This is a genomic window from Pseudomonas sp. S3_C06, from assembly GCF_054667675.1.
Window position 1 is genome coordinate 248,814 of record NZ_CP162747.1, and the last position, 26,643, is coordinate 275,456.

At 58.4% G+C, this 26,643-nt stretch carries 17 protein-coding genes; 8 read left to right on the forward strand and 9 right to left on the reverse strand.

Annotated elements, in window-relative coordinates:
- Positions 1–103: 103 nt before the first annotated feature.
- The 3 genes from AB4N44_RS01040 to AB4N44_RS01050 all read right to left on the reverse strand — a co-directional run bounded on the left by AB4N44_RS01040 (position 104) and on the right by AB4N44_RS01050 (position 5,904).
- Positions 104–1,414 (reverse strand): glycosyltransferase, encoded by a 1,311-nt coding sequence (locus AB4N44_RS01040; protein ID WP_460110660.1) that lies wholly within the window; start codon positions 1,412–1,414, stop codon positions 104–106.
- A 127-nt stretch (positions 1,415–1,541) separates the two neighbouring features.
- The gene (locus AB4N44_RS01045; RefSeq protein ID WP_460158156.1) at positions 1,542–5,366 is read right to left on the reverse strand and encodes a hypothetical protein; all 3,825 of its coding nucleotides are present in this window, start codon (positions 5,364–5,366) and stop codon (positions 1,542–1,544) included.
- 175 nt (positions 5,367–5,541) lie between these two features.
- Positions 5,542–5,904 carry a response regulator gene (locus tag AB4N44_RS01050; protein WP_460110657.1) on the reverse strand — a complete coding sequence of 121 codons (363 nt, stop codon included), beginning with the start codon at positions 5,902–5,904 and terminating at the stop codon, positions 5,542–5,544.
- Between the two features lie 263 nt (positions 5,905–6,167).
- On the opposite strand from AB4N44_RS01050, the gene AB4N44_RS01055 reads away from it, so the two are divergent.
- From AB4N44_RS01055 to AB4N44_RS01075, 5 genes are read left to right on the forward strand one after another with little or no spacing between them, the layout of a single operon-like run.
- Positions 6,168–9,659, forward strand: coding sequence for a response regulator (locus tag AB4N44_RS01055; RefSeq protein ID WP_316918271.1), 3,492 nt, complete (start codon positions 6,168–6,170; stop codon positions 9,657–9,659).
- On the forward strand, positions 9,659–10,492 hold the full coding sequence (locus AB4N44_RS01060) for a CheR family methyltransferase (RefSeq protein WP_127927288.1): 834 nt from the start codon (positions 9,659–9,661) through the stop codon (positions 10,490–10,492). The genes AB4N44_RS01055 and AB4N44_RS01060 overlap by 1 nt, the downstream gene beginning before the upstream one ends.
- Complete coding sequence (locus AB4N44_RS01065; RefSeq protein ID WP_127927289.1) at positions 10,489–11,082, forward strand: chemotaxis protein CheB; 594 nt, start codon at positions 10,489–10,491, stop codon at positions 11,080–11,082. Before AB4N44_RS01060 ends, AB4N44_RS01065 begins: the two co-directional genes overlap by 4 nt.
- Positions 11,076–12,290: a hybrid sensor histidine kinase/response regulator gene (locus AB4N44_RS01070; protein ID WP_127927291.1), complete on the forward strand. Its 1,215-nt coding sequence runs from the start codon at positions 11,076–11,078 to the stop codon at positions 12,288–12,290. The genes AB4N44_RS01065 and AB4N44_RS01070 overlap by 7 nt, the downstream gene beginning before the upstream one ends.
- 44 nt (positions 12,291–12,334) lie before the next feature.
- The gene (locus AB4N44_RS01075) at positions 12,335–12,712 is read left to right on the forward strand and encodes a response regulator (protein ID WP_003225116.1); all 378 of its coding nucleotides are present in this window, start codon (positions 12,335–12,337) and stop codon (positions 12,710–12,712) included.
- A 102-nt stretch (positions 12,713–12,814) separates the two neighbouring features.
- Here the strand turns inward: AB4N44_RS01075 and AB4N44_RS01080 are convergent, their stop codons facing one another.
- The 3 genes from AB4N44_RS01080 to AB4N44_RS01090 form a co-directional block, all read right to left on the reverse strand.
- Entirely contained in the window at positions 12,815–14,485 is a 1,671-nt protein-coding gene (locus AB4N44_RS01080) for an ATP-binding protein (protein WP_127927293.1), read from the reverse strand.
- Positions 14,482–15,984: an ATPase domain-containing protein gene (locus AB4N44_RS01085; RefSeq protein WP_038367629.1), complete on the reverse strand. Its 1,503-nt coding sequence runs from the start codon at positions 15,982–15,984 to the stop codon at positions 14,482–14,484. The genes AB4N44_RS01080 and AB4N44_RS01085 overlap by 4 nt, the downstream gene beginning before the upstream one ends.
- 132 nt (positions 15,985–16,116) lie before the next feature.
- Positions 16,117–17,172, reverse strand: coding sequence for a tetratricopeptide repeat protein (locus AB4N44_RS01090; protein ID WP_127927298.1), 1,056 nt, complete (start codon positions 17,170–17,172; stop codon positions 16,117–16,119).
- Between the two features lie 171 nt (positions 17,173–17,343).
- Here AB4N44_RS01090 and AB4N44_RS01095 point away from each other — a divergent pair, with 171 nt between their 5' ends.
- The 3 genes from AB4N44_RS01095 to AB4N44_RS01105 are packed head-to-tail and all read left to right on the forward strand — an operon-like array spanning position 17,344 to position 20,656.
- Positions 17,344–19,479, forward strand: coding sequence for an FUSC family protein (locus tag AB4N44_RS01095; protein ID WP_460110654.1), 2,136 nt, complete (start codon positions 17,344–17,346; stop codon positions 19,477–19,479).
- Entirely contained in the window at positions 19,469–19,669 is a 201-nt protein-coding gene (locus AB4N44_RS01100; protein WP_016987298.1) for a DUF1656 domain-containing protein, read from the forward strand. The genes AB4N44_RS01095 and AB4N44_RS01100 overlap by 11 nt, the downstream gene beginning before the upstream one ends.
- A 3-nt stretch (positions 19,670–19,672) precedes the next feature.
- The gene (locus tag AB4N44_RS01105; RefSeq protein ID WP_460110653.1) at positions 19,673–20,656 is read left to right on the forward strand and encodes an HlyD family efflux transporter periplasmic adaptor subunit; all 984 of its coding nucleotides are present in this window, start codon (positions 19,673–19,675) and stop codon (positions 20,654–20,656) included.
- A 59-nt stretch (positions 20,657–20,715) separates the two neighbouring features.
- On the opposite strand, the gene AB4N44_RS01110 is transcribed toward AB4N44_RS01105, so the two are convergent.
- From AB4N44_RS01110 to mexE, 3 genes are read right to left on the reverse strand one after another with little or no spacing between them, the layout of a single operon-like run.
- Positions 20,716–22,137, reverse strand: coding sequence for an efflux transporter outer membrane subunit (locus AB4N44_RS01110; RefSeq protein ID WP_150751519.1), 1,422 nt, complete (start codon positions 22,135–22,137; stop codon positions 20,716–20,718).
- Complete coding sequence (locus AB4N44_RS01115; protein WP_150652736.1) at positions 22,134–25,313, reverse strand: efflux RND transporter permease subunit; 3,180 nt, start codon at positions 25,311–25,313, stop codon at positions 22,134–22,136. Before AB4N44_RS01115 ends, AB4N44_RS01110 begins: the two co-directional genes overlap by 4 nt.
- Before the next feature lie 15 nt (positions 25,314–25,328).
- Positions 25,329–26,582: a multidrug efflux RND transporter periplasmic adaptor subunit MexE gene (gene mexE, locus AB4N44_RS01120; protein WP_127927306.1), complete on the reverse strand. Its 1,254-nt coding sequence runs from the start codon at positions 26,580–26,582 to the stop codon at positions 25,329–25,331.
- Between the last annotated feature and the right edge of the window lie 61 nt (positions 26,583–26,643).

The window sequence follows — 26,643 nt, forward strand, 5'->3', positions numbered from 1 at the left end:
TTGAAGGCGAAAGTTATAGAAGTTGCGCGCGCAGGATGTTTATAACGGTTGTCGGGTGATCGGCAAAGTTGGCTTTTAATGCAAGTCGTGTAGTAACAGTTATTTATATGTCTGGCGGCTGTTGAGGCTGCCTGTTTTTAACTTCGATCCATTGCGCCATGTACTGAGTACTTTTGTGCGAGTGATGACGGAGCATGCTGCCAATGAAGTTCCTGGCCCTCAGCTTTTGTAAGTTTTGTTGGCAATAACGCAGTTTCTCTATCAGTGCCGGACCATGCACTGACTGCGGGTAGCGTTGATTCAGCAGCGTGTATCCCGCCGTGCGGGCTTCCTGCCAACGAGCCTCGTCTTTGTAAAGCGCAACGGCACTGTTGGCAAACTCGATTGCGCTGCTCGTCACAGCGCCGGGCCACGCGTGATCGCCGTGCATGGCTTCTGCTCCGATCGGTGTCGTAACGCTGGGCGTGCCACACAACATGGCGTCGACCAGTTTGCCCTTGATACCGGCACCAAAACGCAACGGCGCCAGGCAAACCCGCGCGGCGGACATGACCTGCAATGCATCTTCGGCCCAGTTCATGACATGGAAACCTTCGCCGGCGTTATGCAGCGCGGTGGCTTTGGGCGGCGTATAGGCGCCGTAGATATGCAGTTGTGCCTGCGGCAACTGTTGGCGAATCAACGGCCAGACCGTGGTTTTCATCCACAACACGGCATCCCAGTTAGGCGCGTGGCGGAAATTGCCGATACTCAAGAAGTGCGCCCGCTCTGCAAAGTTTGCAGGTGCGGCCGCAGGCGGGTCGATCATCAACGGGCACCAGTGCAGCAATTGCCGGGGCAACCCGAACTGTTCGATCAGCAATTCGATTTCCACTTCGGAGATCATCAGGTTCAGATCGCAACGATACAGCGCAGCGATTTCGCGTTTGGCCAGATCGGTCTCGGCCATCAGCCCGAATTCGTCGCGCAGGTCTGGAGCAAATACATCACTGAAATCATTCTGGTCCGGATTGACCTTGAGACGAGACTTCAGACGCTGATGACGCGCATGTCGCAGGCTTTGCAGGTCCGACGTTTCCAGCACACGCAGCGCCTGCGGGCAGTATTTTTCCACCCGCCAGCCGAACTGCTCTTCCATCATGAATTGGTCGAACAGCACGATATCCGGCGCCAGTTCACTGATGAACGCATCGAAACTGCTGTTGTTGAGTTCGATCGCTACTTCGCGGATACCAAGTGCGGCAAGATCCGCCTTGTGTTCGCCGGGGCCGGCCGGGCTGCTGAAGGTGATGTCCCAGCCTTGTTGCAGGAATGTTTCGAGGATTTGCATGACATGGCCGCTGGCCGCTGAAGAACGCGGCTCGGGCCAGACGTAGCCGATGACCAGGACTTTGGTGGCGGCGGGTTGAATCATGGACAACATTCCTTCACGGCGAACGAGGGGGAAAAAAGGGCGCAATTAAACCACAGGGGTAGGGTATGCGCCCGATTGTCAAAAATATCCCTCAATACCGAAGCTTGGCGTTATGCGTAAACCGCGTTTAGAAATTCGGGTTCGCCAGATTCAGCAGGAGCGGCCCCTTCAGAAATTCCCCTGCTTCTGTACTGTCTATGGCATGCCGGAGGGTGGCAAGGTTAAACACAAAGGTGGCCGGATGGGTCCGGTATTGATCGATGAGTGAGACCGCCACTGCGTAGGATTCGGCATTGATCAATGCAGGATGATCTCGCACGAATTCCGGCCAGCTGTTGATGGTCTCCTTGAACTCTTTGAAGCCTCTAGGTTCCACAAAACCGTAGTGAGGGTTGTACAGATTACCCGGGTCTGCCCGGTGAGCATTTCGAGCGAAGTCCATCAAGCCCACCGCATCATATTCTGCCGGGGTGACACCGGCCTGGACTGCTCCGTAGTAAAAATCAAGCGTGCCTGGCGCACCGTGAGACATTTCGTGGACGAGCACATCGCCCATCCGGGCATCGTCGTACTTGGCCACTTGGTACCATTCATCCAGTTTGTCAGGATAGATCGCAAGGAACTTTGTCAAGCTGTCGTCCAGCTGCGTACCCGCTTCGACACTGGCTTTCCAGTTTCCATAGGTTGTGGTTTTCATCGCGGCGAGTGCATTGGCGTTACGCTGACGAAAAGACATATGGCGTGGGCCCAGCAATCCGAGATCCTTGTGCATTGCCCGCAGATTCTTGCTTACGTAGTTGATGGCTACCTCCGAATCCGTGCCAAATACGTATTTGAAAACAGACCTGATGTCATCGTTTTCGAAATCCGATAGCAGTTGTATTGTGTTGTCCAGTTTATTCTGAGCAAGGGGCGTGGCTCTTTTCAAGTAGGCTTTCGTGTAACTCCAGGGCGTCTTTCGTTTGAATAACCTGAGGAATGAAAACTTCTCTCGCGGCTTGATGTTGTTCAGGGCCGGCCCCCAGGCTTCGCCCCGTAAGTTCAGCGCAAACCATTCATCATTGTGTCGTGTCGCCCAGACCTGAACGAGGTCTTCGGATGCTTGTGCCGGTCGCCAGTCGGCGAGGCGAATCGTGTCTGGATCAATGGTCGCGGCCAAGTGGCGTTGGTGGGTAGTGCCCGACCATTTGCGGGCATCGGACAGCACATTTTCCAGCTCGGCGAAACCTTTGTTGAATCCCTTGCGCAACAGTTTTCCACCCTTGAACAGCAGGTCCGGTACGCCGTCCAGTGGGTTGAATACATTATTGACCAACCCCAGACCCACTTTGGCCAGTGCACTGGCTTTGGTGGCAACGGTCATGGTTTTGGCAACGATGCTGATAACCTGAGCAACAGCACCGACAACCAGCAAAATAGTCATCGCAGCTTCCAGCGCACACGCCCCCGCTCCTTGAACTTGTCGCTCCACATCGTCCGAGCTCAAGTCTTCGATACAGGATTTGAACGGCACCACGAAATTAAGAAAGGTATCCAGATCCGCTTCACGTTTTGCGCGCACGGCCTCCAGGCGGGTCTGCCCCCAGCACTCTCTGACCAACTCATCATAGGTAGCGATCGGTCGGTGCTTGAGTACGAAATTCGCCAACGAATCGAATTCGGTTGAGTAGAAACTCTGGTAATAACCCTTGATTTCTTCAGGGGGCGAAGACGCCTGCAACTGACCGATCTTATCGATCACGCCCGAACTGATTTCAATGAGACCGGGCGGTACTCCATGGGTATAACACTCGATATTCGTCGGCAGTGGATGCACTGTTGCTGGCAGCGAGTAGCCAGTCGCGTCGCTGCGTACACTTGTACTCAGCAGGTTTTCTTTTTCAATCAGTGCGGCCAACTGTGGATTTTCGCGACAGGTGCCGTGCAGGGTGAAAAGTTCGTAACAGGTCATTCGGCCTTCGAACTCGCAACAAAGGACTACCCCATAGCGTCCCTTTGACTCTTGTATTTCCTTATGGCTTTCCGTCGGTTTGCGTGAGGTGCTACCCAGGATTGAGTAAAGGGTCGACGATAAGGGATTGGTTGACACACCGGTGGGCGTCTGGAGTTTCGCGACTGAGGGCCTGAGACTGAAAACCGTCACCTTGCCTTTCAGCAAGCGCGTTCTGTCCGCCATGGGCATTGTGCAAAACGCTTGCTTCAAGTGCGTGCCCATTGCCTTCATATGCTTGAGGTAGTCGCGATTGAACTGCCGGTGGAACTCGCCGTCAGGCGCGATCAGATTGGGCAGCATGCGGGGAAACGCGGTATAGATACTTTCTCCGTTTTTCACCTCCCATTCCCTGGTCGCCAGGTCATTGGACATGTGCAATTCCACCGGCGACAGCAAGGCCCGGTCGCCATAGGCATCTACCCACACCACATTGTTCTTCTGATACATGACGTCATGTTCCAGATAGCTGCAGCCTTTGGCGACCTGCTTGAGGATGTCCAGTGAAACACTTCTGCGGGTAGGCAAAGGACGGCCCAGTGTGTCGGCCGTCTCGGCAAGTGTCGCGGCGACCCGGGCGTAAGCCGTGGACGCTTTTTCAAGGGCTCCCGGGATCGATTTCGCTATGTCATCCGGGGTGATGATTTTGTTGAGCACCGCCCAATCAATCACCGCGTCTCCAGCTGCCAGCGCGTCGAGTGTCTTGCCGAATCCGGAAACCGGGCCCGGCTTCGACAGTTGGTGCAGCCGGGTATAAGTCATCGAACGCGTGGATCCCGGCGCGATGGTTTCCTGCACTGCAACAATTCGGCAGAATTCAACCCATTGCGGGGTCCCCAAAGCCAGGTTTGCCGGCAAATCTTTCACCAGAAATTCCGGCGCAGCCTCTGCGAGCAACAAGTGAGCGGCCAACGCTGCATTTCTTTCGGTGATCCGGTGGTGCTGGACGAGGTGCTTTTCGAATGCTGAGTGAACGTCGGCGAATGACAGCTCAAGATGTTCGACGGCGTATAAATCGAAACCTGCCACCTGATTACGCGGCTCCCCCTCACCGATTCGCGGATGAAGATCGAGCAGCAGGGAAGTCAGTATCATCTGCTTTAGCGATTCATCTGATTGCGGCTGATTTTCTTGTGCGCCATACCAGCCCAGATCCCGGACATAGGCTCTGGCCCATCGAAGGGCAATGGGACTGGACACCAGTTTTTCAAGAATCTGTTCAGCTTCCGAGCGTTTGATCGGTGTCGATGGCCTGCCAAAGATGCTGTACGAAAGTTGCTCCAGGAGCGACTGACCCTTCAAGTAACTGGTAATGAGTCTACGGAATTCGTTACGTTGATCCGCAGAAAGTGTGACCGCGTTTTCGACTCCAGACCTGATCATTTCCCAATAGTTACCAGCCAATGGTGCCACTGGAGGCGGTAGTTCCATGAATGTTGTCAGCCTGGAACATTCAGCGGCGGTTTGGGGGATCAGAAAGTCATGGAATTTCAGCCATTGTTCCAGCTCGATTTGTTCGGCCAGGGAAATACTGCCTCCGGCCAGCTCCGCCATTTCAACAAGTGTCAAAAAGTCATCTTTGAGGTTGGGGGCAAGTTTGAAAGCGTTGGCAAACTCCAGGCTTTTTCCCGAGTAACTTGCATGTATTTCACCTTTTGCCGTCACTGCAAAATGTGAGTCATCCGGAAGTTTCAACGTGGCCGTGAGTTTTTTGAAGGCCTCTTGCCCACACAGTCCCTGCAGCATTTTCCGGCCAGGTTGCAACGCGCGCTCAAGCGTTGAGCCGGATTCGAGTGTAAGGGTTGCGCCTGCCAGAGAGATAGCTTGCGAAGGACTGGTCGTGTCTTGGCGCTGTTTTAATTTTTGTATGACTTCCAGGCGTTCGGCGTGATCGAGTTGAGTGTGGCGAACAGGATTCAAAAAATCCTCGTGAGTTGCCCAGTTTATGTTCGTAATGTTCATGAGAAATCCATTTATCTGATGTGCCGGATATCCTCATTTGTTATTTGTTGCGCATCAAGTGATGCTATGTAAGTACATTATTCGACTGTTAATAAAGTTGGGTGTAATGCGGGTCGGAAACGGGCAGTGATGCCCCTTCAGTATTGTTTGAAGAGGCACGATGAAAGAATATTAATTATGTATTCAGTATGCCTTTTACTTTGTCGCGCAACTGATCAATCGAAAATGGCTTGCCGATCACATGCATGTCTGCTGGCACATCGATGGTTTCAGCGTAACCACTGGCAAACAGAATGGGCAGGGCGGGGCGCAGTTTGCGTGCTTTGGTTGCCAGTTCGTGGCCATCCATGCCCGGCAGGCCGAAGTCGGTCATCATCAGGTCAATGTGCTGACTCGAATTTCCTAGAATCTCCAGAGCCTTTTCGCCACCATCAGCCTCAAGCACCGCGAACTCCAACTCCTCCAGCACATCGACAATCAGCATGCGCACGATGTCGTCGTCTTCTACGACAAGGATGGTGGAGGCGGGGGTAGACATAATAAGGCTCTCAAAAGTCAGTTCAGGGTCGCCGGTCGATCAAAAATGCCGGGCTCTTTCATCAGTAAGTGGCGCAGTGCCACAAGTTCCCCGGCCGACACAAAAAAAGCATAGCCGCAGACGGGGCCGCAAGGATAACTGTTCGGGCCCGCAAACACGCCGGCGAGTGTAGGAATTTGCTGCCAAAAGTGTGAGAAAAATGGATCCATGCCGCCGTTTTGGGGCAAACTGCCTGTTTTTCAACAGTTCGACAAGGCTGCCCCATGTCCTCTCCGTCTACGGTTGATGAGCAACGGTTTCGTAAACTCCTGAGTCGCAACATCAGTCTGCCTTTGGGCGTCGGTGTGCTCAGTGCCGTGTTCTTCGTCTCGCTGATCACTTATCTGCTGTCGGTGATCCAGTGGGTGGAGCACACCGACCGGGTGATCAATAACGCCAATGAAGCGGTAAAGCTCACCGTGGATCTGGAAACCGGCATGCGCGGCTTCCTGCTCAGCGGCGACGAACACTTCCTCGATCCGTATGAAACCGCCAAGCCGCGCATTGCCGTGGCGCTTAACACCTTGCTCGAACTGACCGCCGACAACCCGGTGCAAACCGATCGCTTGCGCCGTCTGCAAGCCTTGCAGATTGAATGGGCCAATTACGCGCAGTCGATGATCGATCTGCAGCGTTCCAGCGGCGATTATCGGGGCGCGGTCAAGGCCGGACGCGGCAAGCGCCTGACGGACGAAATCCGCAAGCAATTCGAAGATGTCATCGAAACGGAACAGGTCCTGCGCACCACGCGCAATGAAGACGTACGCCGCACGACGATCTGGAGCATCAGCCTGTACCTGCTGTTCATCGCCGGTATCAGTGGCTTGCTCGCCTATATTGGCCGGCGCGATCTGGTCAACCTGTCGACCAACTACAGCGCCAACATGGCCGCACAGCAAGCCAGTGCCGAGCGTCTGGAGCAACAGGCGTGGTTGCGCAATGGTCAGACCGAACTGGCCGAGCAGGTACTGGGGCAACTGACGCTGAATCTGTTGGGGCGCAATATTCTGCAGTTCTGCGCGCAATACCTGGGTACCGCCGTGGCCGCGCTGTATGTGCGTGAAGAGCACGGCGGCCTCAAACGTGTTGCCACCTATGGTTTCTCCCGTGAGCAGGAAGAGCAGGAACAGTCGATCTACAGCGGCGAAGGCATCGTCGGCCAAGTGGCGCAGCAGGCGCGGTTGATTCGTCTGGATTCAGTGCCGGCTGATTACTTCAAGGTCAGTTCCGGCCTGGGTGAAGGCTTGCCGCACAGTGTGATGGTGGTGCCGACCAGTGATGACGACCGCGTCAACGGGGTGATCGAACTGGGTTTCCTGCGGCCGCTGACGGATCGTGATATCGAACTGCTGGAACTGATCGCCGGCAACATCGGCACCTCCATCGAGGCTGCGCGCTACCGTCAGCGTCTGCAGGAAGTGCTGGCCGAAACCCAGCAGCTCAACGAAGAGTTGCAGGTACAGCAGGAAGAGCTGAAAACCGCCAACGAGGAACTGGAAGAGCAGTCGCGGATTCTCAAGGAATCCCAGGCGCATCTGGAAACCCAGCAAGTCGAACTGGAGCAGACCAACGAGCAGCTCGCCGAACAGGCGCAGACCCTGGCCGAGCAACGCGATGCCATGGACCTGAAAAACACCGAACTGAATCAGGCTCAGGTACAGCTCGAAGAACGCGCCGAAGAGTTGCAGCGCTCGAGCAAGTACAAGTCCGAATTCCTCGCCAACATGTCCCACGAACTGCGCACGCCGCTGAACAGTTCGCTGATTCTGGCCAAGCTGCTGGCGGAAAACCCGCAGGAAAACCTCAGCGCCGAGCAGGTCAAGTTTGCCGAGTCGATCTACTCCGCCGGCAACGATCTGCTCAACCTGATCAACGACATTCTGGACATCTCCAAGGTCGAAGCAGGCAAGCTTGAAGTGATTGCGGAGAACACCAGTGTCGCGCGTCTGGCCGATGGTCTGCGCAATGTCTTCGAGCCCTTGGCAGCAGACAAACAGCTGACCTTCAGTGTCGATTTGCAGCCTGGCGCCCCGGGCATGCTGTACACCGACCGCCAGCGTCTGGAGCAGGTGATCAAAAACCTGTTGTCCAACGCCATCAAATTCACCGAAAAGGGCACTGTCAGCCTGACCATCGCCGGTCAGCCGGAAGACCGGATTGCGTTTATCGTGCGCGATTCGGGGATCGGTATTGCCGCCGATCAGCAGGAAAGCATTTTCGAAGCCTTCCGCCAGGCCGACGGCACCACCAACCGCAAATACGGCGGCACCGGTCTGGGCCTGTCGATTTCGCGGGATCTGGCGACCTTGCTCGGCGGTTCGATCAGTGTCAGCAGCGCGCCGGGGCAGGGCAGTGTGTTCACACTGGTGCTGCCACAGCAGTTCGACGAGTCCAGCGACGTACCATTTGCGCCGTTGACCTTTACCCCGCCAGCCACGATGGTTAGCGCGCCACTGGCACCGGTGGTTTCGCCGTTGGCGCCGGTGCACATTCCGCGCTTTGCCGATGATCGCAACAAGGCGCCATTCGCCACGCGTTGCATTCTGGTGGTGGAAGACGAGCCGAACTTTGCGCACATCCTCTACGATCTGGCGCACGAACTCGGTTATCAGTGTCTGGTGGCCCACGGCGCGGACGAGGGTTATGACCTGGCCAAGGAGTTCGTCCCGGATGCAATCCTGCTCGACATGCGCCTGCCGGACCACTCTGGCCTGACCGTATTGCAACGCCTGAAAGAACACGCCGAAACCCGGCACATTCCGGTGCATGTGATTTCCGTCGAAGACCGTGTTGAAGCGGCCATGCACATGGGCGCGATCGGTTATGCCGTCAAACCGACCACCCGCGAAGAGCTCAAGGACGTGTTTGCCCGTCTCGAAGCCAAGCTGACGCAAAAGGTCAAACGCGTGCTGCTGGTTGAAGATGACGATCTGCAGCGTGAAAGCATCGCGCGGCTGATCGGCGATGAAGACATCGAAATCACCGCCGTCGGTCTTGCGCAGGACGCTTTGGAGCTGCTGCGCACGACGATCTACGACTGCATGGTCATCGACCTGAAATTGCCGGACATGCTTGGCAATGACCTGCTCAAGCGCATGTCCACCGAGGATATTTGCTCGTTCCCGCCGGTCATTGTCTACACCGGGCGCAATCTGACTCGTGATGAAGAGGCTGAGCTGCGCAAGTATTCGCGCTCGATCATTATCAAGGGTGCACGTTCGCCAGAGCGCTTGCTGGACGAGGTCACACTCTTTCTGCACAAAGTCGAATCGCAGTTGTCCCATGAACGGCAGAAGATGCTCAAGACCGCGCGCAGCCGCGACAAGGTCTTCGAGGGTCGCAAAGTGCTGCTGGTGGACGACGATGTGCGCAACATTTTCGCCCTCACCAGCGCGCTGGAGACCAAAGGCGCAGTCGTGGTGATCGGCCGTAACGGTCGTGAGGCGATTGAGAGACTTAACGAAGTCGAGGACATCGATCTGGTGTTGATGGACGTGATGATGCCGGAAATGGACGGTTTCGAAGCCACCATTGAAATCCGCAAGGATCCGCGCTGGCGCAAGCTGCCGATCATCGCGGTGACGGCCAAGGCCATGAAGGACGATCAGGAGCGCTGCCTGCAGGCGGGCGCCAATGATTACCTGGCCAAGCCCATCGACCTGGATCGTCTGTTCTCGCTGATTCGCGTGTGGTTACCGAAGATGGAACGCATTTAGTGGAACGTAGTAGTCCAGCCGAACGAAACAGCGAAATTGAGCTGCGCTTGTTGATCGAGGCGATTTACCTCAAGTACAGCTACGATTTTCGCGATTACTCCGGCGCTTCGATCAAGCGCCGGGTGCAGCACGCACTCAGCCAGTTCGAATGCGCGACCATTTCGGCTTTGCAGGAAAAAGTCCTGCATGACCCGACAGCGTTCATGCAGTTGCTGCAATTGCTGACGATCCCGGTCAGCGAGATGTTTCGCGATCCGTCGCACTTCCTCGCCATTCGCAGGGAAGTGGTGCCGTTGCTGCGCACCTATCCGTCGATCAAGATCTGGATCGCCGGGTGCAGCACGGGCGAGGAGGTCTATTCGATGGCGATTCTGCTGCGCGAAGAAGGCCTGCTCGATCGCACGATCATCTATGCCACTGACATCAACCCGCGCTCGCTGGACAAGGCCAAGCAGGGGATTTTCTCCATGGAGAATGTTCGCGCGTACACCGCCAACTATCAGCAGGCCGGTGGTCAGCGATCGTTTGCCGACTACTACACGGCAGCGTACGGTTACGCGATTTTCGACAAGAGCCTGTGCGAAAACGTGACCTTCGCCGACCACAGTCTGGCGACCGACAGTGTGTTTTCCGAAACCCAATTGATTTCCTGCCGCAACGTGCTGATCTACTTCAACAAGAAGCTTCAGGATCGAGCGTTCGGGCTGTTCCATGAATCGCTTTGCCATCGCGGTTTTCTGGTGCTCGGCAGCAAAGAGACGCTGGATTTTTCCAGCTATGCCAACCAGTTCGAAGCGCTGGTGAAACAAGAACGGATCTACCGCAAAAAATGAACGAGGCCGTGGATTTACCTCGCGTCGAGGCGATTGTGGTCGGTGCTTCTGCCGGTGGCGTTGAGGCGCTGTTGAGCCTGCTCGTGCCGCTGCGCCGAGGCTATGCATTGCCGATCATTGTTGTTCTGCATCTGCCTGAAGAGCGTCGCAGCCAGTTGGCCGAGGTCTTCGCCCGGCGCGTGGAACTGCCGGTGCACGAGGCTGCCGACAAGCAGGACATCGTTGCCGGCAATGTGTATTTCGCCACGCCGGGTTATCACCTGTCGGTGGAGCAGGATCGCAGCCTTTCGCTGAGTCTTGAGGAACGCGTGCACTATTCCCGGCCTTCGATTGACTACCTGTTTGAATCGGCCGCGGACGCGTACGGTGCATCACTGGCCGCTGTCCTGCTGACCGGTGCCAATCACGATGGCGCGCGCGGGCTGGCCGAAGTCAAACGCTGCGGCGGCTTGACCATTGTCCAGGATCCCGAAGAGGCGCAAGTCGCCACCATGCCGCTGGCTGCACTGAAAATTCAGCAGCCGGATCATGTCCTACCCATTCACGGCATCGGCCGTCTGCTTGTCGAGCTGGAACGAATCGCATGCTGAGTAATATCCAAGCCAAACTGCTGATCGTCGACGATCTGCCGGAGAACCTGCTGGCACTCGAAGCGCTGATCAAGCGTGAAGACCGTACTGTCTACAAAGCGTTGTCGGCGGATGAAGCGCTGTCGTTGCTGCTGCAACACGAATTTGCCATGGCCATTCTCGACGTACAGATGCCGGGCATGAACGGCTTCGAGCTCGCCGAGTTGATGCGCGGTACCGAGAAAACCAAGAACATCCCGATCATTTTTGTCAGCGCCGCTGGCCGTGAACTGAACTACGCGTTCAAGGGCTACGAAAGCGGGGCGGTGGACTTTCTGCACAAACCGCTGGATATCCATGCGGTGAAGAGCAAGGTCAATGTCTTCGTCGACCTGTATCGCCAGAGCAAGGCAATGAAGCAACAGGTCGAAGCGTTGGAGCAGGCCCGTCGCGAACAGGAAGCGTTGTTGCAACAACTGCAAAGCACCCAGTTGGAGCTGGAGCAGGCGGTGCGTATGCGCGATGACTTCATGTCGATCGTTGCCCACGAAGTGCGCACGCCGCTCAATGGTCTGATTCTGGAAACCCAACTGCGCAAGATGCACCTGGCTCGGGACAACGCTGCGGCGTTCACCCTCGACAAGATGCACGCCATGGTCGACCGCGATGAGCGGCAGATCAAAAGCCTGATTCGCCTGATCGAAGACATGCTCGACGTGTCGCGCATTCGCACCGGCAAACTGTCGATCCGGCCGAGCCGTTTCGATCTGGTGCAATTGGTCAGCAACCTGCTGCAAAACTTCGCGCAACAGATTGAAGCTGCCGAAACTGAGGTGTCGTTTACCGCGCCAGCCCCGGTGGAAGGTAACTGGGACGAATTCCGTATCGAGCAGGTGGTGACCAATTTGCTCACCAACGCCCTGCGCTATGGCGGTCGCAGTCCGATTCAGGTGCGGGTTTACCGTGAGGGCGATGAAGCACGGGTCGAGGTGCAGGACCGTGGCATCGGCATCAGCCAGGAGAACCAGAAGCGTATTTTCCAACAGTTCGAACGGGTTTCCGCCAAGACGGTAGTGGCCGGGCTCGGGCTGGGTCTGTTCATTTCCGAGCAGATCGTCGCCGCCCATGGCGGCTCCATCGTCGTCGAGAGTGAAATCAACGAAGGCGCCCAGTTTCGCGTTTGTCTGCCAATCCAGGAAAACGGCACATCCGACGCAACCTCTGATTGACCGTACGGTCGTATCAGCAGCTATTGACCGAACAAAGGCTTCCCATGAGCGTAGATGCACAAGATGTAGTACTCGTCGTCGAGGACGAACCGGTTATCTTGATGGTCCTGACGGATTACCTGTCAGGGCAGGGGTATCGCGTGTTGCAGGCCGAAAACGGCGAGCAGGCGTTCGAGATACTGGCGAGCAAGCCGCATCTGGACATGTTGATCACCGACTTCCGCTTGCCGGGCGGTATCTCCGGCGTGCAGATCGCCGAACCGGCCGTCAAGCTGCGCCCGGACCTGAAGGTGATTTTCATCAGCGGTTATCCGCAGGAAATCCGCGAAACCGGCAGCCCGATCACGCGCAAGGCGCCGATCCTGGAAAAACCGTTCGATCTGGATGTGTTGCAGGAAAAGATTCAGGAATTGCTTGCTTGATATCCATGTAGGAGCTGCCGCAGGCTGCGATCTTTTGATGTTGATCGTTAAAAACGAGATCAAAAGATCGCAGCCTGCGGCAGCTCCTACAGTTTCAGCGTTTCAGCTTTTGATCATCTCGCGCACCTTGGCGGTCAGCAGATCGAACGTGAACGGTTTGGTGATCATCTGCATTCCCGAATCGAGGAAGCCGCCACGCACTGCCGCGTGCTCGGCGTATCCGGTGATGAACAAGACCTTCAAGCCAGGCCGATATTGACGGCCAACCTCGGCCAGTTGCCGGCCGTTCATGCCCGGCAGGCCGACATCACTGATCAGCAGGTCGATGCGCTGTGTCGAGTTCAGAATCGGCACGGCGCTGTCGGCATCCCAGGCTTCAACAAAGGCATAACCCAATTCACCGAGCACCGCACAGACCAGCACGCGCACGGCCGGGTCGTCCTCGACGATCAGCACGGTTTCGCCGTCCAGCGCATCCGGAGCCTGTTGAATGTCTGTGTCGGGACTTTCCAGTTCTTCACCGCGAAAACGTGGAAGGTAGAGCCTGACCGTGGTGCCCTCATCGATTTCACTGTCGATCGAGACATGGCCACGTGACTGCTTGCTGAACCCGTAGATCATCGAAAGGCCGAGGCCCGTGCCCTGGCCAATCGGTTTGGTGGTGAAAAACGGATCGAACGCACGGTTGATGACACTTTGTGGCATGCCGCTGCCGTTGTCGGTGACGCTGAGCATCACGTAATCACCGGGTTCGAGATTGCTGTAGGCCTCGGTGAATTCGCGCTTGAGCACCTGATTGCTGGTCTCGACCACCAGTTTGCCGCCGTCGGGCATGGCGTCGCGGGCATTGATGACCAGGTTGAGCAGGGCGCTTTCCAGCTGATTGGGGTCAGCCTCGGCGACCCACAGCTTGTCGTTGAGGCGCATGTCCAGTTGAATGCTTTCGTTGAGGCTGCGTTGCAGCAGTTCACCCATGGACAGCACCAGGGTGTTCATCTGCACGGCTTTTGAGTCGAGCGATTGCCGGCGCGAAAACGCCAGCAGACGGTGGGTCAGGCTCGCAGCGCGGTTGGCCGACGTCACACCCAGATCGATCAGGCTGTCGAGGTCGTCCAGACGCCCACGGGCCAGGCGCCGACGCAGCAACTCGAGGCTGCCGATGATGCCGGTCAGCATGTTGTTGAAGTCGTGGGCGATACCGCCAGTGAGCTGGCCGACCGCTTCCATTTTCTGCGACTGACGCAGGGCTTCTTCGTTGTGCCGCAGTTGTGCGGTGCGCTCTTCGACCTGCTGCTCAAGGGTTTCCAGCGTCGACTGCAAACGCCGTTCGCTTTCACTGAGATCGACCAGCCGATCGCGGGCTTCGTATTGTCGTCGTCGGCCACGCAGGGCGGCGGACACCATACTGACCAGTGTTGCGGGATGAAACGGGCGTTCAAGGAAGGTCACGTTGCCGAGCAGATCGCTCAGGCGCGAGGAGGGGCCTTGTTCCTGACCGCCGTGGTGGGTCAGCAGCACAATCGGCAGATCCGACCAGGCGGGTTGCTGTTCCAGATGCAGGAACAGCGCTTCCAGTTCCGGCCCGCGCAACGCTTCGGCGGCGACCAGCACCAGACCTGCACCCAGTTCCAGTTCGGTACACAGCGATCCCAGACCGGGGGTGACCAGCCCTTCGTAACCGGCTTCGTTGAGGATCATCAGCGCAATCTGGCTGTCGCGACCCACGGGCGCCAGAATCAGCGCCCGTTCGGCCAGCGGCACTTGAACCGTCACAAGTGCTCTTCCTGCAACAGCGGGTTACTCGCGCCGAGGTAGGTGGGCACGCCACGCAGTACGCCCTGAAAGGCTTCCAGCGGTTCACCGATGGTCATGCCTTGGGTGGAAATGCGGTATTCACGAATGGTCGATTCGTGGCTGCCGGTGCGTTTCTTGATGATCGAGATCGCGCGGCGGACTTTGCCCAGTGCTTCGAAGTAGCGCAACAGAATCACCGTATCAGCCAGATAAGTAATGTCGACCGGCGCCTGCATGTCGCCGACCAGACCATGCTGGGCGACGGTCATGAATGTCGCCGCGCCTTTGCGGTTGAGGTACAGCAGCAGCTCGTGCATGTGCAGGACCAACGCGTTTTCTTCCGGCATTGCCGCCTGATAGCCGTTGATGCTGTCGATGACCACGGTTTTGATTTGACCTTCATCGACGCAGCGCCGCACGCGATGGGAGAACTCGCCCGGCGACAGCTCCGCGGCGTCGACCTGTTCGATCAGCAGATTACCGGTAGCCTGCAACGCCTTGAGGTCGATGCCGATGTTTTTCATACGCTCGAACAGCAGGCCGAGTTCTTCATCGAAGATAAACAGCGCGGCTTTTTCCCCGCGTAGTACGGCAGCGGCGGCGAAGATCATCGAGATCAGCGATTTACCGGTACCGGCAGGGCCGAGAATCAGCGTACTTGAGCCAGTCTCGATGCCGCCGCCGAGCAGCGCGTCCATTTCCGGGATGCCGCTGGACAGCTGCAAACGCGCATAGTCGCCGCGATGTTCTGCCGCTACCAGGCGTGGGAACACATGCACGCCATCGCCCATGATGGTGAAGTCATGGAAACCGCCGCGATATTTCTGGCCACGGTACTTGACCACCCGCACGCGTCGGCGCTCGGCACCGTAGTTGGGCGTCAGCTCTTCAAGGCGAATCACCCCGTGAGCGACACTGTGCACGGTTTTATCGAGGGACTCGGTGGTGAGGTCGTCGAGCAGCAGTACCGTGGCGTTGTAACGCACGAAGTAATGCTTGATGGCCAGGATCTGCCGGCGATAGCGCAAAGAGCTTTGCGCCAGCAAACGGATTTCCGACAGGCTGTCGAGTACCACACGCGTGGGCTTGAAGCGTTCGACCGCTTCGAAAATCTGCTTGGTGGCTTCGCCCAGTTCCAGGTCAGAGGAATACAGCAGGCTCTGCTGGTGTTCAGCATTGAGCAGGCTTTCCGGGGGCGTCAGCTCGAAGATCTTGATGTTGTCATCCAGCGTCCAGCCGTGGGACAACGCCCCTTGCCTTAGTTCGCGCTCGGTTTCCGAGAGCGTGATGTACAACGAGCGTTCGCCGGCTTTCGCGCCAGCGAGGAGAAAATGCAAAGCGACCGTGGTTTTGCCGGTTCCGGGTTCACCCTCCAGCAGGAAAACATGACCGCGAGACAAGCCACCGGCCAGGATGTCGTCCAGACCTACAATGCCGGTAGCGGCTTTCGCACTGATCAACTCGTTAGAAGTAGACAAAAAATGCCCTCTCATGACTAGGGGAAGCGAGGCCGTCGACTGAATCGAGTGGCCTGATTAACTTGACCCTTTGGCGTGATGGCAGTTCCGAAATTCCTTGCGAGATGTGTCGAGAGAGCTGTCGAAAATGGGTCAGAGGCCTTGTTGCAGCGCCGGATCATCTGGATTGAGCTGCTCCAGCTGAGCCAACAGAATCTGCACATTCTGCAGTTGGCCGCTTTCTTTCCAGTAATTGATCAGCAAGACCCGCGCCTTGCGGTCGGCGGGGTGACGCTGGACGATTTCCTGCAACTGCTTCTGCGCCGCTTCCAGTTCTTCGGCGCTGTGCAGGGTGGTGGCGAGGTCGTAGCGGTAATCCTTGTTGTCGGGCTCAAGCTCGACGGCTTTGGACAAGCCGAGCAGGGCGTATTCGCGCTGATCGTGATGCAACAGCCACAAACCCAAGGCATGTTGCAGATAGGCCGAATCTGGTTGTGCCTTGAGTTGCTGGCCCAGCAATTGCCGGGCGGCATCGCTTTGGCCCTGGCGGTCGAGGACATCTATCTGCATCACCAGTGCCTGCAAATTGCCGGGTTCCAGGCGCAGGGTATTGTCGAGTGCGACCTGGGCCTCTTTGAGTTCAGCGTTGTGGATATGCAGGCGAGCCAGTTGTGCATAGTTGGCGGCGCTTTCGGGCTGTGCCTTGAGGGTCTGTTCCCAGCCATCAATCGCTTGTTGCAGCGGTGCGAAATACAGACCCAGTTCATCCGGCGTCAAGCCGAGCAGGGCGTTGATCGCGGCAAAACGCACGGTTTGATCTTCATCTTCAAGCATCGGCCCGAGCAACAGGCTGCGCTGCCCGCCCGGCACCAGTCCCACCACGCTTTTGATCGCCGCCAGCCGCACGGCGGGGGATTCGTTCTGCAGGTCGGTGTCGGCCAGCTTCAACGCCTGTGGACTCGGGTAGTTAGGCAGCTCGCCATGCAGCCACACGCGGCGCTTGACCGAGATGTCCGGCCGGCCCAGTTGTTGATACAACTGCCGCGCCGCGCCCGGCTCACCCGTGCGCGCGGCATTCAACGCTTCGCTGTAGCCGTGTTTAATCGCGTCGGGAATGACCGGGGAGGTGCTGCGCACGGACAACCAGGCCACGATGATGACAAGCACAAGGCCCAGGCTGATAAACAGGTAGCGGCGAGACTGAGGCATGCAGGTTTCCGAAACAGGCGTACTTGAGCAGAGCGGCAAGCTTCGGTCAGCTCGGCCCACGAGTCAAACCCTGTGCATGCGAATCGCCCTACACGCTGCGTCGACTCTGTTACCCGTCAGGCTTTCGATGCAGTGTCTACGCTTGCAGAAGTCGTTGCGATGAGTGTGCCCATGCAAGCCCTGGTCAATTATTTCAAGGCGGTGATCCATCCGGGTCAGGCCGTCCTGCTGTTTGCCCTGCGAACCATTGCGGCAGGGTTGCTGACATTGTATCTGGCGTTTCTGTTCGACCTCGATCAGCCCAAGTGGTCGATCATGGCGGTGGTCATTGTCAGCCAGCCGCTGGCCGGGATGGCGCTGGCGCGCAGTTTCGGTCAGGTGATCGGCACGACCCTCGGGGCGGCGGTGGCGGTGTTGATCATGGCCATCTTTCCTCAGGCTCCGCTGCCATTCATTACCACCCTGGCGCTCTGGCTGGCGCTGTGCACGGCCGGCGGCACATTGCTGCGCTACACCAGTTCGCAGGCGTTTGTACTCAGCGGATACACCGCTGTGGTGGTGGCGTTGCTGGCGATTCCGGATCAGGACGGCACATTCCTGCTGGCGGTTACCCGCGTCACCGAAACCTTGCTGGCCGTGGCGTGCGTGTGTGTGGTCAGTCTGCTGACGGCCCGCCCGCAAGCCGTGGCCAAGGGTTATTTCGCCAAGGTCGATCAGGTCATCAAACTCGCCGCCAGTCACGCTGCGGCGGTGCTTCGTACCGAAGAAAGCGAGGCTGACTTCCAGCGCCGGCAAATGCAGCTGCTCGGGGAAATCAGCGCACTTGAAGGCTTGCGGCGGCATTTGTATTTCGATGCGCCGCGTTTGCGCAGCGCCAACAATCTGGTGCTGTTGCTCGGCAATCAGTTGATGTTGCTCACCTCGCGGCTGACGGCGTTGCGGCATCAGCGGCAATTGCTTACCGAGCGCTGGGAAGGCGAGCTGCCACTGGAAGTCCAGCGGCTGCGCGCCGAAGAGCTCGCGGTTCTTGATCAATTGGCGGAGCAGGGACGTTCGGTATCGGCCGATGCGCGTCATCGTTTCATCACTCTGCAGAAGCAATTCGATGACCTGGCCTATGAGGCCGAACAATTGACCGAGGACATGAGTGCCACGCTGCGTTCCCTCGCGTGGGCGTTGCGCTGGGAGCAGGCGCGGCTGCTGCAGCAGCTCGAACAGATCCTTGAGTTGAGCGATGCCATTCAGGAGGGGCGAGAAGCCAGTTGCCTCTATCGCGGTCAGGCGAGCCCGCTGCACCTGGATTTCACGCTGGCGTCAATGAACGCCATCCGCGCCTTCACCGCGTTGCTGGTGGCCGGGTTGATCTGGATCGAAACCGCGTGGGACGGCGCGCGGGGCGGGATGATTCTGGTGGGCATCCTCTGCTCGCTGATGGCGACGTTTCCGCGACCATTGCTGGCGGCGCAGAGCTACGCACGGGGGTTGGGATTGGCGTTGCTGGTGTCGGCGCTTTATCAGTTCATGCTGGTGCCCTCGATCAGTGACTTCGAACCGTTGGCGCTGATGATCGCGCCGTTGTTGTATGTCATCGCGGTGGGACTGGCCAGCCCTGCGACGGCCGGCATCGGCATGGGGCTGGGCTTGTCGAGCTTCCTGATGATCGGTCCGCAGAATGTCGGTACCGGGCAGAACACCGCCATTCAATGGTTCGAGTTTGCCGGCGCCTATGTCAGCGCGGCGATGCTGGCGTTGATCGTCTACGCATGGGTTTTTCCGTTCCGCCCGGCGCTGCGCATTCGTCGTTTGTACAACGAAGCGCGCGAACAGGTGTATGCCTTGAGCAAGTTGCCGGCCACCGATGAACAGCAATTTGCCTTTGAAAGCCGCATGGTCGACCGCTTGACCAGCATGCTCGGTCTGCTGCCGGCGGCGAACAGCCGCGCCATGCAGCAACTGTATGAAATCAGCCTGGCATGCGTAGCACTGGGTGTAGCGATGCATCAATTGCGACAACAGGCACAGAACAACGCGCTGCTGACGGACACCTTCACTCAGCGCCTGGCTTCGGCCCTGCGCAAGACCGGGCGTTTTGTGGCCGGGCGGCAGGACGTTCAACTGGCCCCCTTGCTCGACACACTGCACGTATTGGGCGATGAACTGGACGAGTTGCACGTCGCCAGTCATGAGCATGTCTGGTCGCTGTTCCGTATGCGCGTGGCGTTGTTGATCGTCGTGTCATTTCTGCAGCGCCATGGTGAAACCCTCCAGCGTTCTGTCCCGGAAGGAGACGCAGCTCTTGCCCATTGATTTCGAGATCGGCGGCGTCTATCTGCCGCCCATTGCCCAGGCGTTATTGTTGGCCATACCGATATTCATGGTGCTGGACTGGGGGTTGCGGCGCTTGGGCGTACTGCGTCTGGTCTGGCATGAAGCGCTGTTCGAAGGCGCTTTGTATGCCTGCGTCTGTGCCACGCTGATTTTGCTGATGGGAGCCTGAGCCTTGAAAGTGTTACTCACTCGCTTGATAACGTTGTCGGTGGTGTTGCTGGCGATCGTGCTTGGCTGGTTTGCCTGGGAGCATTACACCCGCGCACCGTGGACTCGCGATGCCCGGGTGAGGGCGGATGTGGTGACGTTGTCGGCGGATGTCTCCGGGCGCATTGTCAGCCTCGCGGTGCAGGACAACCAGCATGTCGACAAGGGCCAACTGCTGATGGAGATCGACCCGGCGCGTTACCGCCTGGCAGTGGAGCACTCGCGCCGCGAGGTGGAAGTGGCCAAGGCAACGCTGGGTCAGTCGCAAGCGGCGATCGTTGCCAGCGAAGCGTTGCTCAAACAGCGGCAAAGCGAAGAGCGTCGGCGGCGTACGCTCAAGCAGGGTTTCGCGATTTCCGGGGAGGAATGGGAAAAATCCAGTACCGACGTGGCGGTGGCTCAGGCCGACCTGTTACGCAACCAGGCGAATCTCGGCCTGGCCGAGGCCAACGTACAACTGGCGATTGCCGCGTTGACCCAGGCCGAACTGGATTTGCAGCGCACTCGCGTCGAGTCACCGGTCAGTGGCTATGTCACTAACCTGCTGACTCGCGAAGGTGACTACGCAGTGAGTGGCGGCGCGTTGTTGGCGCTGGTTGACAGCGATTCGTTCTACATCAGCGGTTACTTCGAAGAAACCAAACTGCCACGGATCGAGGAGGGCGATCGGGTACGCGTGCAATTGATGAGCGGGGAGTCCTTCGACGGTACGGTGCAGAGCATTGCCTTCGCCATCGCCGACCGGGAGAACGCGCCGGGCAGCCGGTTACTGGCCAACATCAATCCGAGTTACACGTGGGTAAAACTGGCACAGCGGGTGCCGGTGCGGATCGAGATTGATGGCGGCTATGCCGGCAAGGATCGCTTGCGCGCAGGCACCACAGCCACCGTTACCGTCCTGGAAAACAACACTGGAAAAAAGGCACAAAAAAACCCCGCGACCGAATGATACGCGGGGCAAAAAAATTGGTTGGTTGCGGCCAACCAAAGGAGCTCTTTAACAATCGATTACTTGCTGGCCACTGTCTCCGGTTGCCAGCCACCGCCAAGGGCTTTGTAGATCGCGACGATGCCGCGATACAGGTCGACTTCGGCCTGGGCCTGGCTGTCTTCGGCGTTCAGGCGCTCACGCTGGGCGTCGAGCAACACAAGGAAGTCGGTCGTACCTTCGCGATAGCGGATTTCCGCCAGGTCGGCAGCCTTGCGGCTCGATTCGCTCTGACGGATCAGCGAGATCAAGCGTTGCTGACGTTTGCCGTAATCACTGAAAGCGTTTTCCGATTCTTCCAGGGCCAGCAGCACTTGTTGCTCGTAGGTCGCCAGGGCGCCTTCGGCATCGGCATCGGCGCCACGCAAACGGGCGCGCACGCTGCCAAGATCAAATGCTGCCCAAGTGATGCTCGGACCGAGAGCCCAGGCGTTGGCCGCCGAGGAACCAATCTGCGAACCACGCCCGGCCGTCCAGCCGAGGAAGCCGCTGAGGCTGACCCGTGGGAACAGATCGGCTTTCGCCACGCCGATGCGCGCCGTGGCCGAAGCCAGTTGGCGTTCAGCGCTGAGGATGTCCGGACGACGTTGCAACAGTTCACCCGGATCACCGATTGGCAGAGCCTTGGCAATCGCCGGCAAGTCTTTAGGACTCAGATCGACGGTCAGCTTGTCCGGACGCTCGCCCAAGAGGGTAGCGATACGGTTTTTCTGGCGAACCTGTTCTGCCTGCAATTGCGGCACGCTGGCTTCGACCGAGGCCAGACGCGCATCGGCGCGTTCGACATCGAGCTGATCGCCAACGCCGGCGTCACGCAGGCTGATGGTGATTTTGCGCGACTCCTGCTGGTTGTTCAGGTTGGCCACGGCGATCTTCTCGCGCAGCTGAGCGCCACGCAGTTGACCGTAAGCGTCGACCAGTTCGGCAATCATGGTGACTTGCAGTTGATACAGGTCGGCTTCCGCAGCTTGCTGATCGGCGTCGCTGGCTTCCAGGTTGCGCTGGATGCGGCCGAAAAGGTCCAGCTCCCAGGCCATGTCCAGACCGAGGTCATAGCGTTCGCTGTTGACCCGGTTGGTGGTCTGGCCGGGGATTTGCCCCTTGGCCAGATCACTGCTGGCGCGGCTGGTGATGGTCGGCATCGCGTCGTTGCTGGCGTCGTCGCGGATCGCCCGGGCGGCTTTCCAGCGGGCGAACGCCACGCGCAGTTCACGGTTGCCTTGCAGCGACTGGGTCACCAACTGGTTGAGGGTTGGATCATCGAATTGCTGCCACCAGATGCCTTCGAATTTCGAACGGTCGAAGTTCTTTTGCCCGGCGGCGCCGTCGGTGACGGCCGTGATATTGGCCGCCTCCGTGGCTGGGGTCTTGTAGTCGGGGCCGACGGCGCAGGCACTGAGGGCCAGCACCAGCAGACTCGGCAGGAAGACTTTCAGACTCATTGTTGCGCCTCCAGTTTCAGAGCTTTGGCCGCTTTGCGGGCTTCGCCGCGTTCGACAAAGTTACGGATCAGTACGTAGAACACTGGCGTCAGCAACAGACCGAAGAAGGTCACCCCGAGCATCCCGGAGAACACTGCCACACCCATGGCGTGACGCATCTCGGCACCGGCACCGCTGGAGAACACCAGTGGCACCACACCCATGATGAACGCGAAGGAGGTCATCAGGATCGGCCGCAGACGCAGACGGCAAGCTTCGAGTACCGCAGCGAGCGGGTCGAGGCCTTCTTCCTGTTTGTCCTTGGCGAATTCGACGATCAGAATCGCGTTCTTACACGCCAGTCCCACCAGTACGATCAAGCCGATCTGGGTGAAGATGTTGTTGTCGCCGCCCGAGATGATCACCCCGGTGATGGCCGACAGCAGAGTCATCGGTACGATCAGGATCACCGCCAATGGCAGGCTCCAGCTTTCGTATTGCGCGGCGAGCACGAGGAACGCCAGCAGTACGCAGAGCGGGAACACGAACAGCGCGGTGTTGCCGGACAGAATCTGCTGGTAGGTCAGGTCGGTCCACTCGTAGGTCATGCCGTTCGGCAGCTCATCTTTCAGCAGTTTCTCGATGGCTTTCTCGGCCTGGCCGGAGCTGTAGCCCGGGGCAGCCGCGCCGTTGATTTCTGCGGTGATGAAGCCGTTGTAGTGCATCACGCGATCCGGGCCCGAGGTGTCGCTGACCTTGATGAAGGTCGCCAGCGGGATCATTTCGCCTTTGTTGTTACGGACTTTCAGTTGGCCGATCTGATCGGATTCGAGGCGGAACTGCTGTTCGGCCTGAACGTTGACCTGATAGGTACGCCCGAAGCGGTTGAAGTCGTTGGCATACAGCGAACCCAGGTAGATCTGCAGGGTGTCGAAGATGTCGCTGACGGCCACGCCGTGGGTCTTGGCTTTTTCACGGTCGATGGCGGCATCGACCTGTGGCACGTTCACCGTGTAGCTGGTGAACAGCCCGGCCAGTTCCGGCACGCTGTGGCTCTTGTTGATGATGTTCATGGTTTCTTTGTACAGCTCGTCGTAGCCCAGGTTGCCCCGGTCTTCGATTTGCAGGCGGAAACCACCAATGGTGCCCAGACCTTGTACCGGCGGTGGCGGGAAGATCGCCATGTACGCCTCTTGAATGTTCGCGTATTGACCGTTCAAGGCCCCGGCGATTGCACCGGCGGACATGCTCGGATCTTTACGCTCATCAAACGGTTTCAGGGTCACGAAGACGATGCCGGCGTTCGGGCTGTTGGTGAAGCCGTTGATCGACAGGCCCGGGAACGCTACGGCGCTTTCCACGCCTGGCTGTTTCAGTGCCAGGTCGGACATGCGCTTGATCACGTCTTCGGTGCGATCCAGGCTCGAGGCGTCCGGCAGTTGTGCGAAAGCCACCAGGTATTGCTTGTCCTGACCAGGTACGAAACCGGTCGGCGTGCTGGAGAAACCGAAGAAGGTCAGCACCATCAAACCTGCGTACAACAGCAGGGCGATGCCGCTGCTACGGATAACCCGGCGCACGGTGCCGACGTAGCCATGGCTGGCACGGTCGAAGAAGCGGTTGAACGGACGGAACAGCCAGCCACCGAAGATCTTGTCGAGCACCTTGGAGAAGCGGTCTTTCGGTGCGTCATGGCTTTTCAGCAATACAGCGGCCAGCGCTGGCGACAGGGTCAGCGAGTTGAACGCCGAGATCACTGTCGAGATGGCGATTGTCAGTGCGAATTGCTTATAGAACTGCCCGGTGAGACCGGAAATGAAGGCCGCCGGAATGAACACCGCACACAGCACCAGCGCCGTGGCAACGATCGGGCCGGTCACTTCACGCATCGCCCGTTTGGTGGCTTCGACCGGTGTCAGTCCGAGTTCGATGTTCCGTTCGACGTTCTCCACCACCACGATGGCGTCGTCCACCACGATACCGATCGCCAGTACCAGGCCGAACAGCGACAGCGCATTGAGCGAGAAGCCGAACAGGTGCATCACCGCAAACGTACCGATCAACGATACCGGCACCGCCACCAACGGAATGATCGAGGCGCGCCAGGTTTGCAGGAACAGGATCACCACCAGTACCACGAGGATCAGTGCTTCGAAGAGGGTGTGAACCACCGCCTCGATCGAACCGCGCACGAAGATCGTCGGGTCATAGACGATGCTGTAGTCCATGCCTTGCGGGAAGTTTTTCTTCAGCTCGTCCATCTTGCCGCGAACATCGTTAGAGATGTCGATGGCATTGGAGCCTGGACGCTGAAAGATCGGGATGGCCACCGCCGGCTGGTTGTCCAGCAACGAACGCAGTGCGTATTGGCTAGAGCCCAGCTCAACGCGAGCGATGTCTTTGAGGCGAGTGATCTCACCATTGTCGCCTGCGCGAATGACGATGTTCTCGAACTCTTCCTCGCTGACCAGTCGGCCCTGAGTGTTGACCGACAACTGGAAGCTCTGGGCATTCGGGGCAGGCGGCGCACCGAGTTGGCCGGCCGCGACCTGACGGTTCTGCTCACGAATGGCGGTGACCACATCGGTCGCTGTCAGATTGCGCGAAGCGGTCTTGTTCGGATCGAGCCAGACCCGCAGCGAGTAATCGCCCATACCAAACAACTGCACATCACCAACACCGTTCAGACGAGCGAGCTCATCCTTGATGTTGAGGATCGCGTAGTTGGACAGGTAGAGCATGTCGTAGCGTTTGTCCGGTGAGGTCAAGTGCACAACCATGGTCAGGTCGGGCGAGGCCTTGTCGACGGTGATACCGATGCGCGTCACTTCCTCGGGAAGCTTCGGTTCGGTACGGGTCACCCGGTTTTGCACCTGGACCTGCGCATTGTCCAGGTCAGTGCCCAGAGCGAAGGTGATGGTCAGGGTGATCTTGCCGTCGGCGGTCGACTGCGAGGACATGTACAGCATGTTCTCGACGCCGGTGATGGCCTGCTCCAGCGGAGCGGCCACGGTTTCACCGATGACTTTAGGGTTGGCGCCCGGGAAGTTGGCACGCACCACCACGGTTGGCGGCACGACTTCCGGGTATTCGCTGATCGGTAGCTGGAACAGCGAGATCGCACCGGCGATCAGGATCAGCAGCGACAGCACCGCTGCGAAGATCGGCCGTGAAATGAAGAATTGGGAAAAATTCATCGGAGTTGTCGTCCCTTAACCGCGTGGGGTCGTAGCAGCCAGCTTCACAACCGAACCGGACGCACCTTTGGCAGGGGCGACTTTGGGCAGGTTGCTGGCTTCCAGCGCTTGACGTTGTTGAGCGAGTGCCGCGATGGTCTGTTCGCTGGCCATCGGCACCACTTCAGGGGTGACCGGGGAGCCAGGACGAACCCGTTGCAGACCCTTGACGATGATCGTGTCGTCCTTGTTCAGGCCATTACGGACGATGCGCAGGCCTTCGATTTTCGGACCGAGTTCAACGGCGCGGTATGCGGTTTTGTTGTCCGCATCCATCACCAGTACGAACTTTTTACCGAGGTCGGTGCCGACCGCTTCGTCGTTGATCAGCATGGCGTTGTAGGTGCCGCTGCCGACCAGTTTCAGGCGTGCGTAGAGGCCCGGGGTGTAGGTGCCATCGCGGTTGTCGAACACCGCGCGACCACGGATGGTGCCGGTTTTCGGGTTGACCTGGTTGTCGACGAAGTTCATCTGGCCGAGGTGCGGGTTGCCGTCTTCATTGGACAGGCCCATGTACACCGGGGTGGTCGCGCCGCGCTGACCGTTGCGCGCGAGTTGGGTGTATTTGAGGAACACACGCTCATCGGCGTCGAAGTAGGCGTAGACGCGGTCAGTGGAAACCACGCTGGTCAGTGGCGTGGTGTCGGCGGTCACCAGGTTACCGGCGGTGATTTCGGCACGGCTGACGCGGCCACTGATCGGCGCGGTTACGCGGGTGAAGCTCAGGTTCAGTTTGGCCAGATCCAGTTGCGCTTGCAGGGCACCGACGGCGGCGCGGGCTTCTTGAGCGGCGCTGGTGCGCGAGTCGGCCAGTTCGGCGGAAATGGCGTTGCTGGCACGCAGACGTTCACCACGACCGGCTTCGTTTTCGCTGCGGGTGGCGTTGGCGCGGGATTGGGCGACCAGTGCTTCGAGGCGGCGCACCTCAGCCTGGAACGGGCGCGGGTCAATCTGGAACAGCAGGTCGCCTTTCTTGACCAGTGCGCCTTCGGTGAAAGCCACCTCGTCAATCTGGCCGGAGACCCGTGGACGGATTTCAACGGTTTCTGGCGCTTCGAGGCGCCCGGTGAATTCGTCCCACTCGTTGACCGGTTGTTCCAGCACCTTGGCCACGCTGACTTTCGCAGCGGGCATAGTGGCGGCAGTCTCCGGAGTCTTGCCGCAGGCGCTCATCACCAGTACGGCCAACATGGCCAACGGGAAGCGCAAATGTTTGAGTGACTGTTCCATGGATGCATCCGCCAATGTATTGAAGATGGGCGGATGATGCTCGGCGAGGTGTGATGGCACG

Excerpts from the sequence above, each read along its gene's own strand:
- AB4N44_RS01040 (WP_460110660.1), bottom strand. The coding sequence starts at position 1,414 with ATGATTCAACCCGCCGCCACCAAAGTCCTGGTCATCGGCTACGTCTGG.
- AB4N44_RS01045 (WP_460158156.1), bottom strand. The coding sequence starts at position 5,366 with ATGAACATTACGAACATAAACTGGGCAACTCACGAGGATTTTTTGAAT.
- AB4N44_RS01050 (WP_460110657.1), bottom strand. The coding sequence starts at position 5,904 with ATGTCTACCCCCGCCTCCACCATCCTTGTCGTAGAAGACGACGACATC.
- AB4N44_RS01055 (WP_316918271.1), top strand. The coding sequence starts at position 6,168 with ATGTCCTCTCCGTCTACGGTTGATGAGCAACGGTTTCGTAAACTCCTG.
- AB4N44_RS01065 (WP_127927289.1), top strand. The coding sequence starts at position 10,489 with ATGAACGAGGCCGTGGATTTACCTCGCGTCGAGGCGATTGTGGTCGGT.
- AB4N44_RS01070 (WP_127927291.1), top strand. The coding sequence starts at position 11,076 with ATGCTGAGTAATATCCAAGCCAAACTGCTGATCGTCGACGATCTGCCG.
- AB4N44_RS01075 (WP_003225116.1), top strand. The coding sequence starts at position 12,335 with ATGAGCGTAGATGCACAAGATGTAGTACTCGTCGTCGAGGACGAACCG.
- AB4N44_RS01090 (WP_127927298.1), bottom strand. The coding sequence starts at position 17,172 with ATGCCTCAGTCTCGCCGCTACCTGTTTATCAGCCTGGGCCTTGTGCTT.
- AB4N44_RS01095 (WP_460110654.1), top strand. The coding sequence starts at position 17,344 with ATGCAAGCCCTGGTCAATTATTTCAAGGCGGTGATCCATCCGGGTCAG.
- AB4N44_RS01110 (WP_150751519.1), bottom strand. The coding sequence starts at position 22,137 with ATGAGTCTGAAAGTCTTCCTGCCGAGTCTGCTGGTGCTGGCCCTCAGT.
- AB4N44_RS01115 (WP_150652736.1), bottom strand. The coding sequence starts at position 25,313 with ATGAATTTTTCCCAATTCTTCATTTCACGGCCGATCTTCGCAGCGGTG.
- mexE (WP_127927306.1), bottom strand. The coding sequence starts at position 26,582 with ATGGAACAGTCACTCAAACATTTGCGCTTCCCGTTGGCCATGTTGGCC.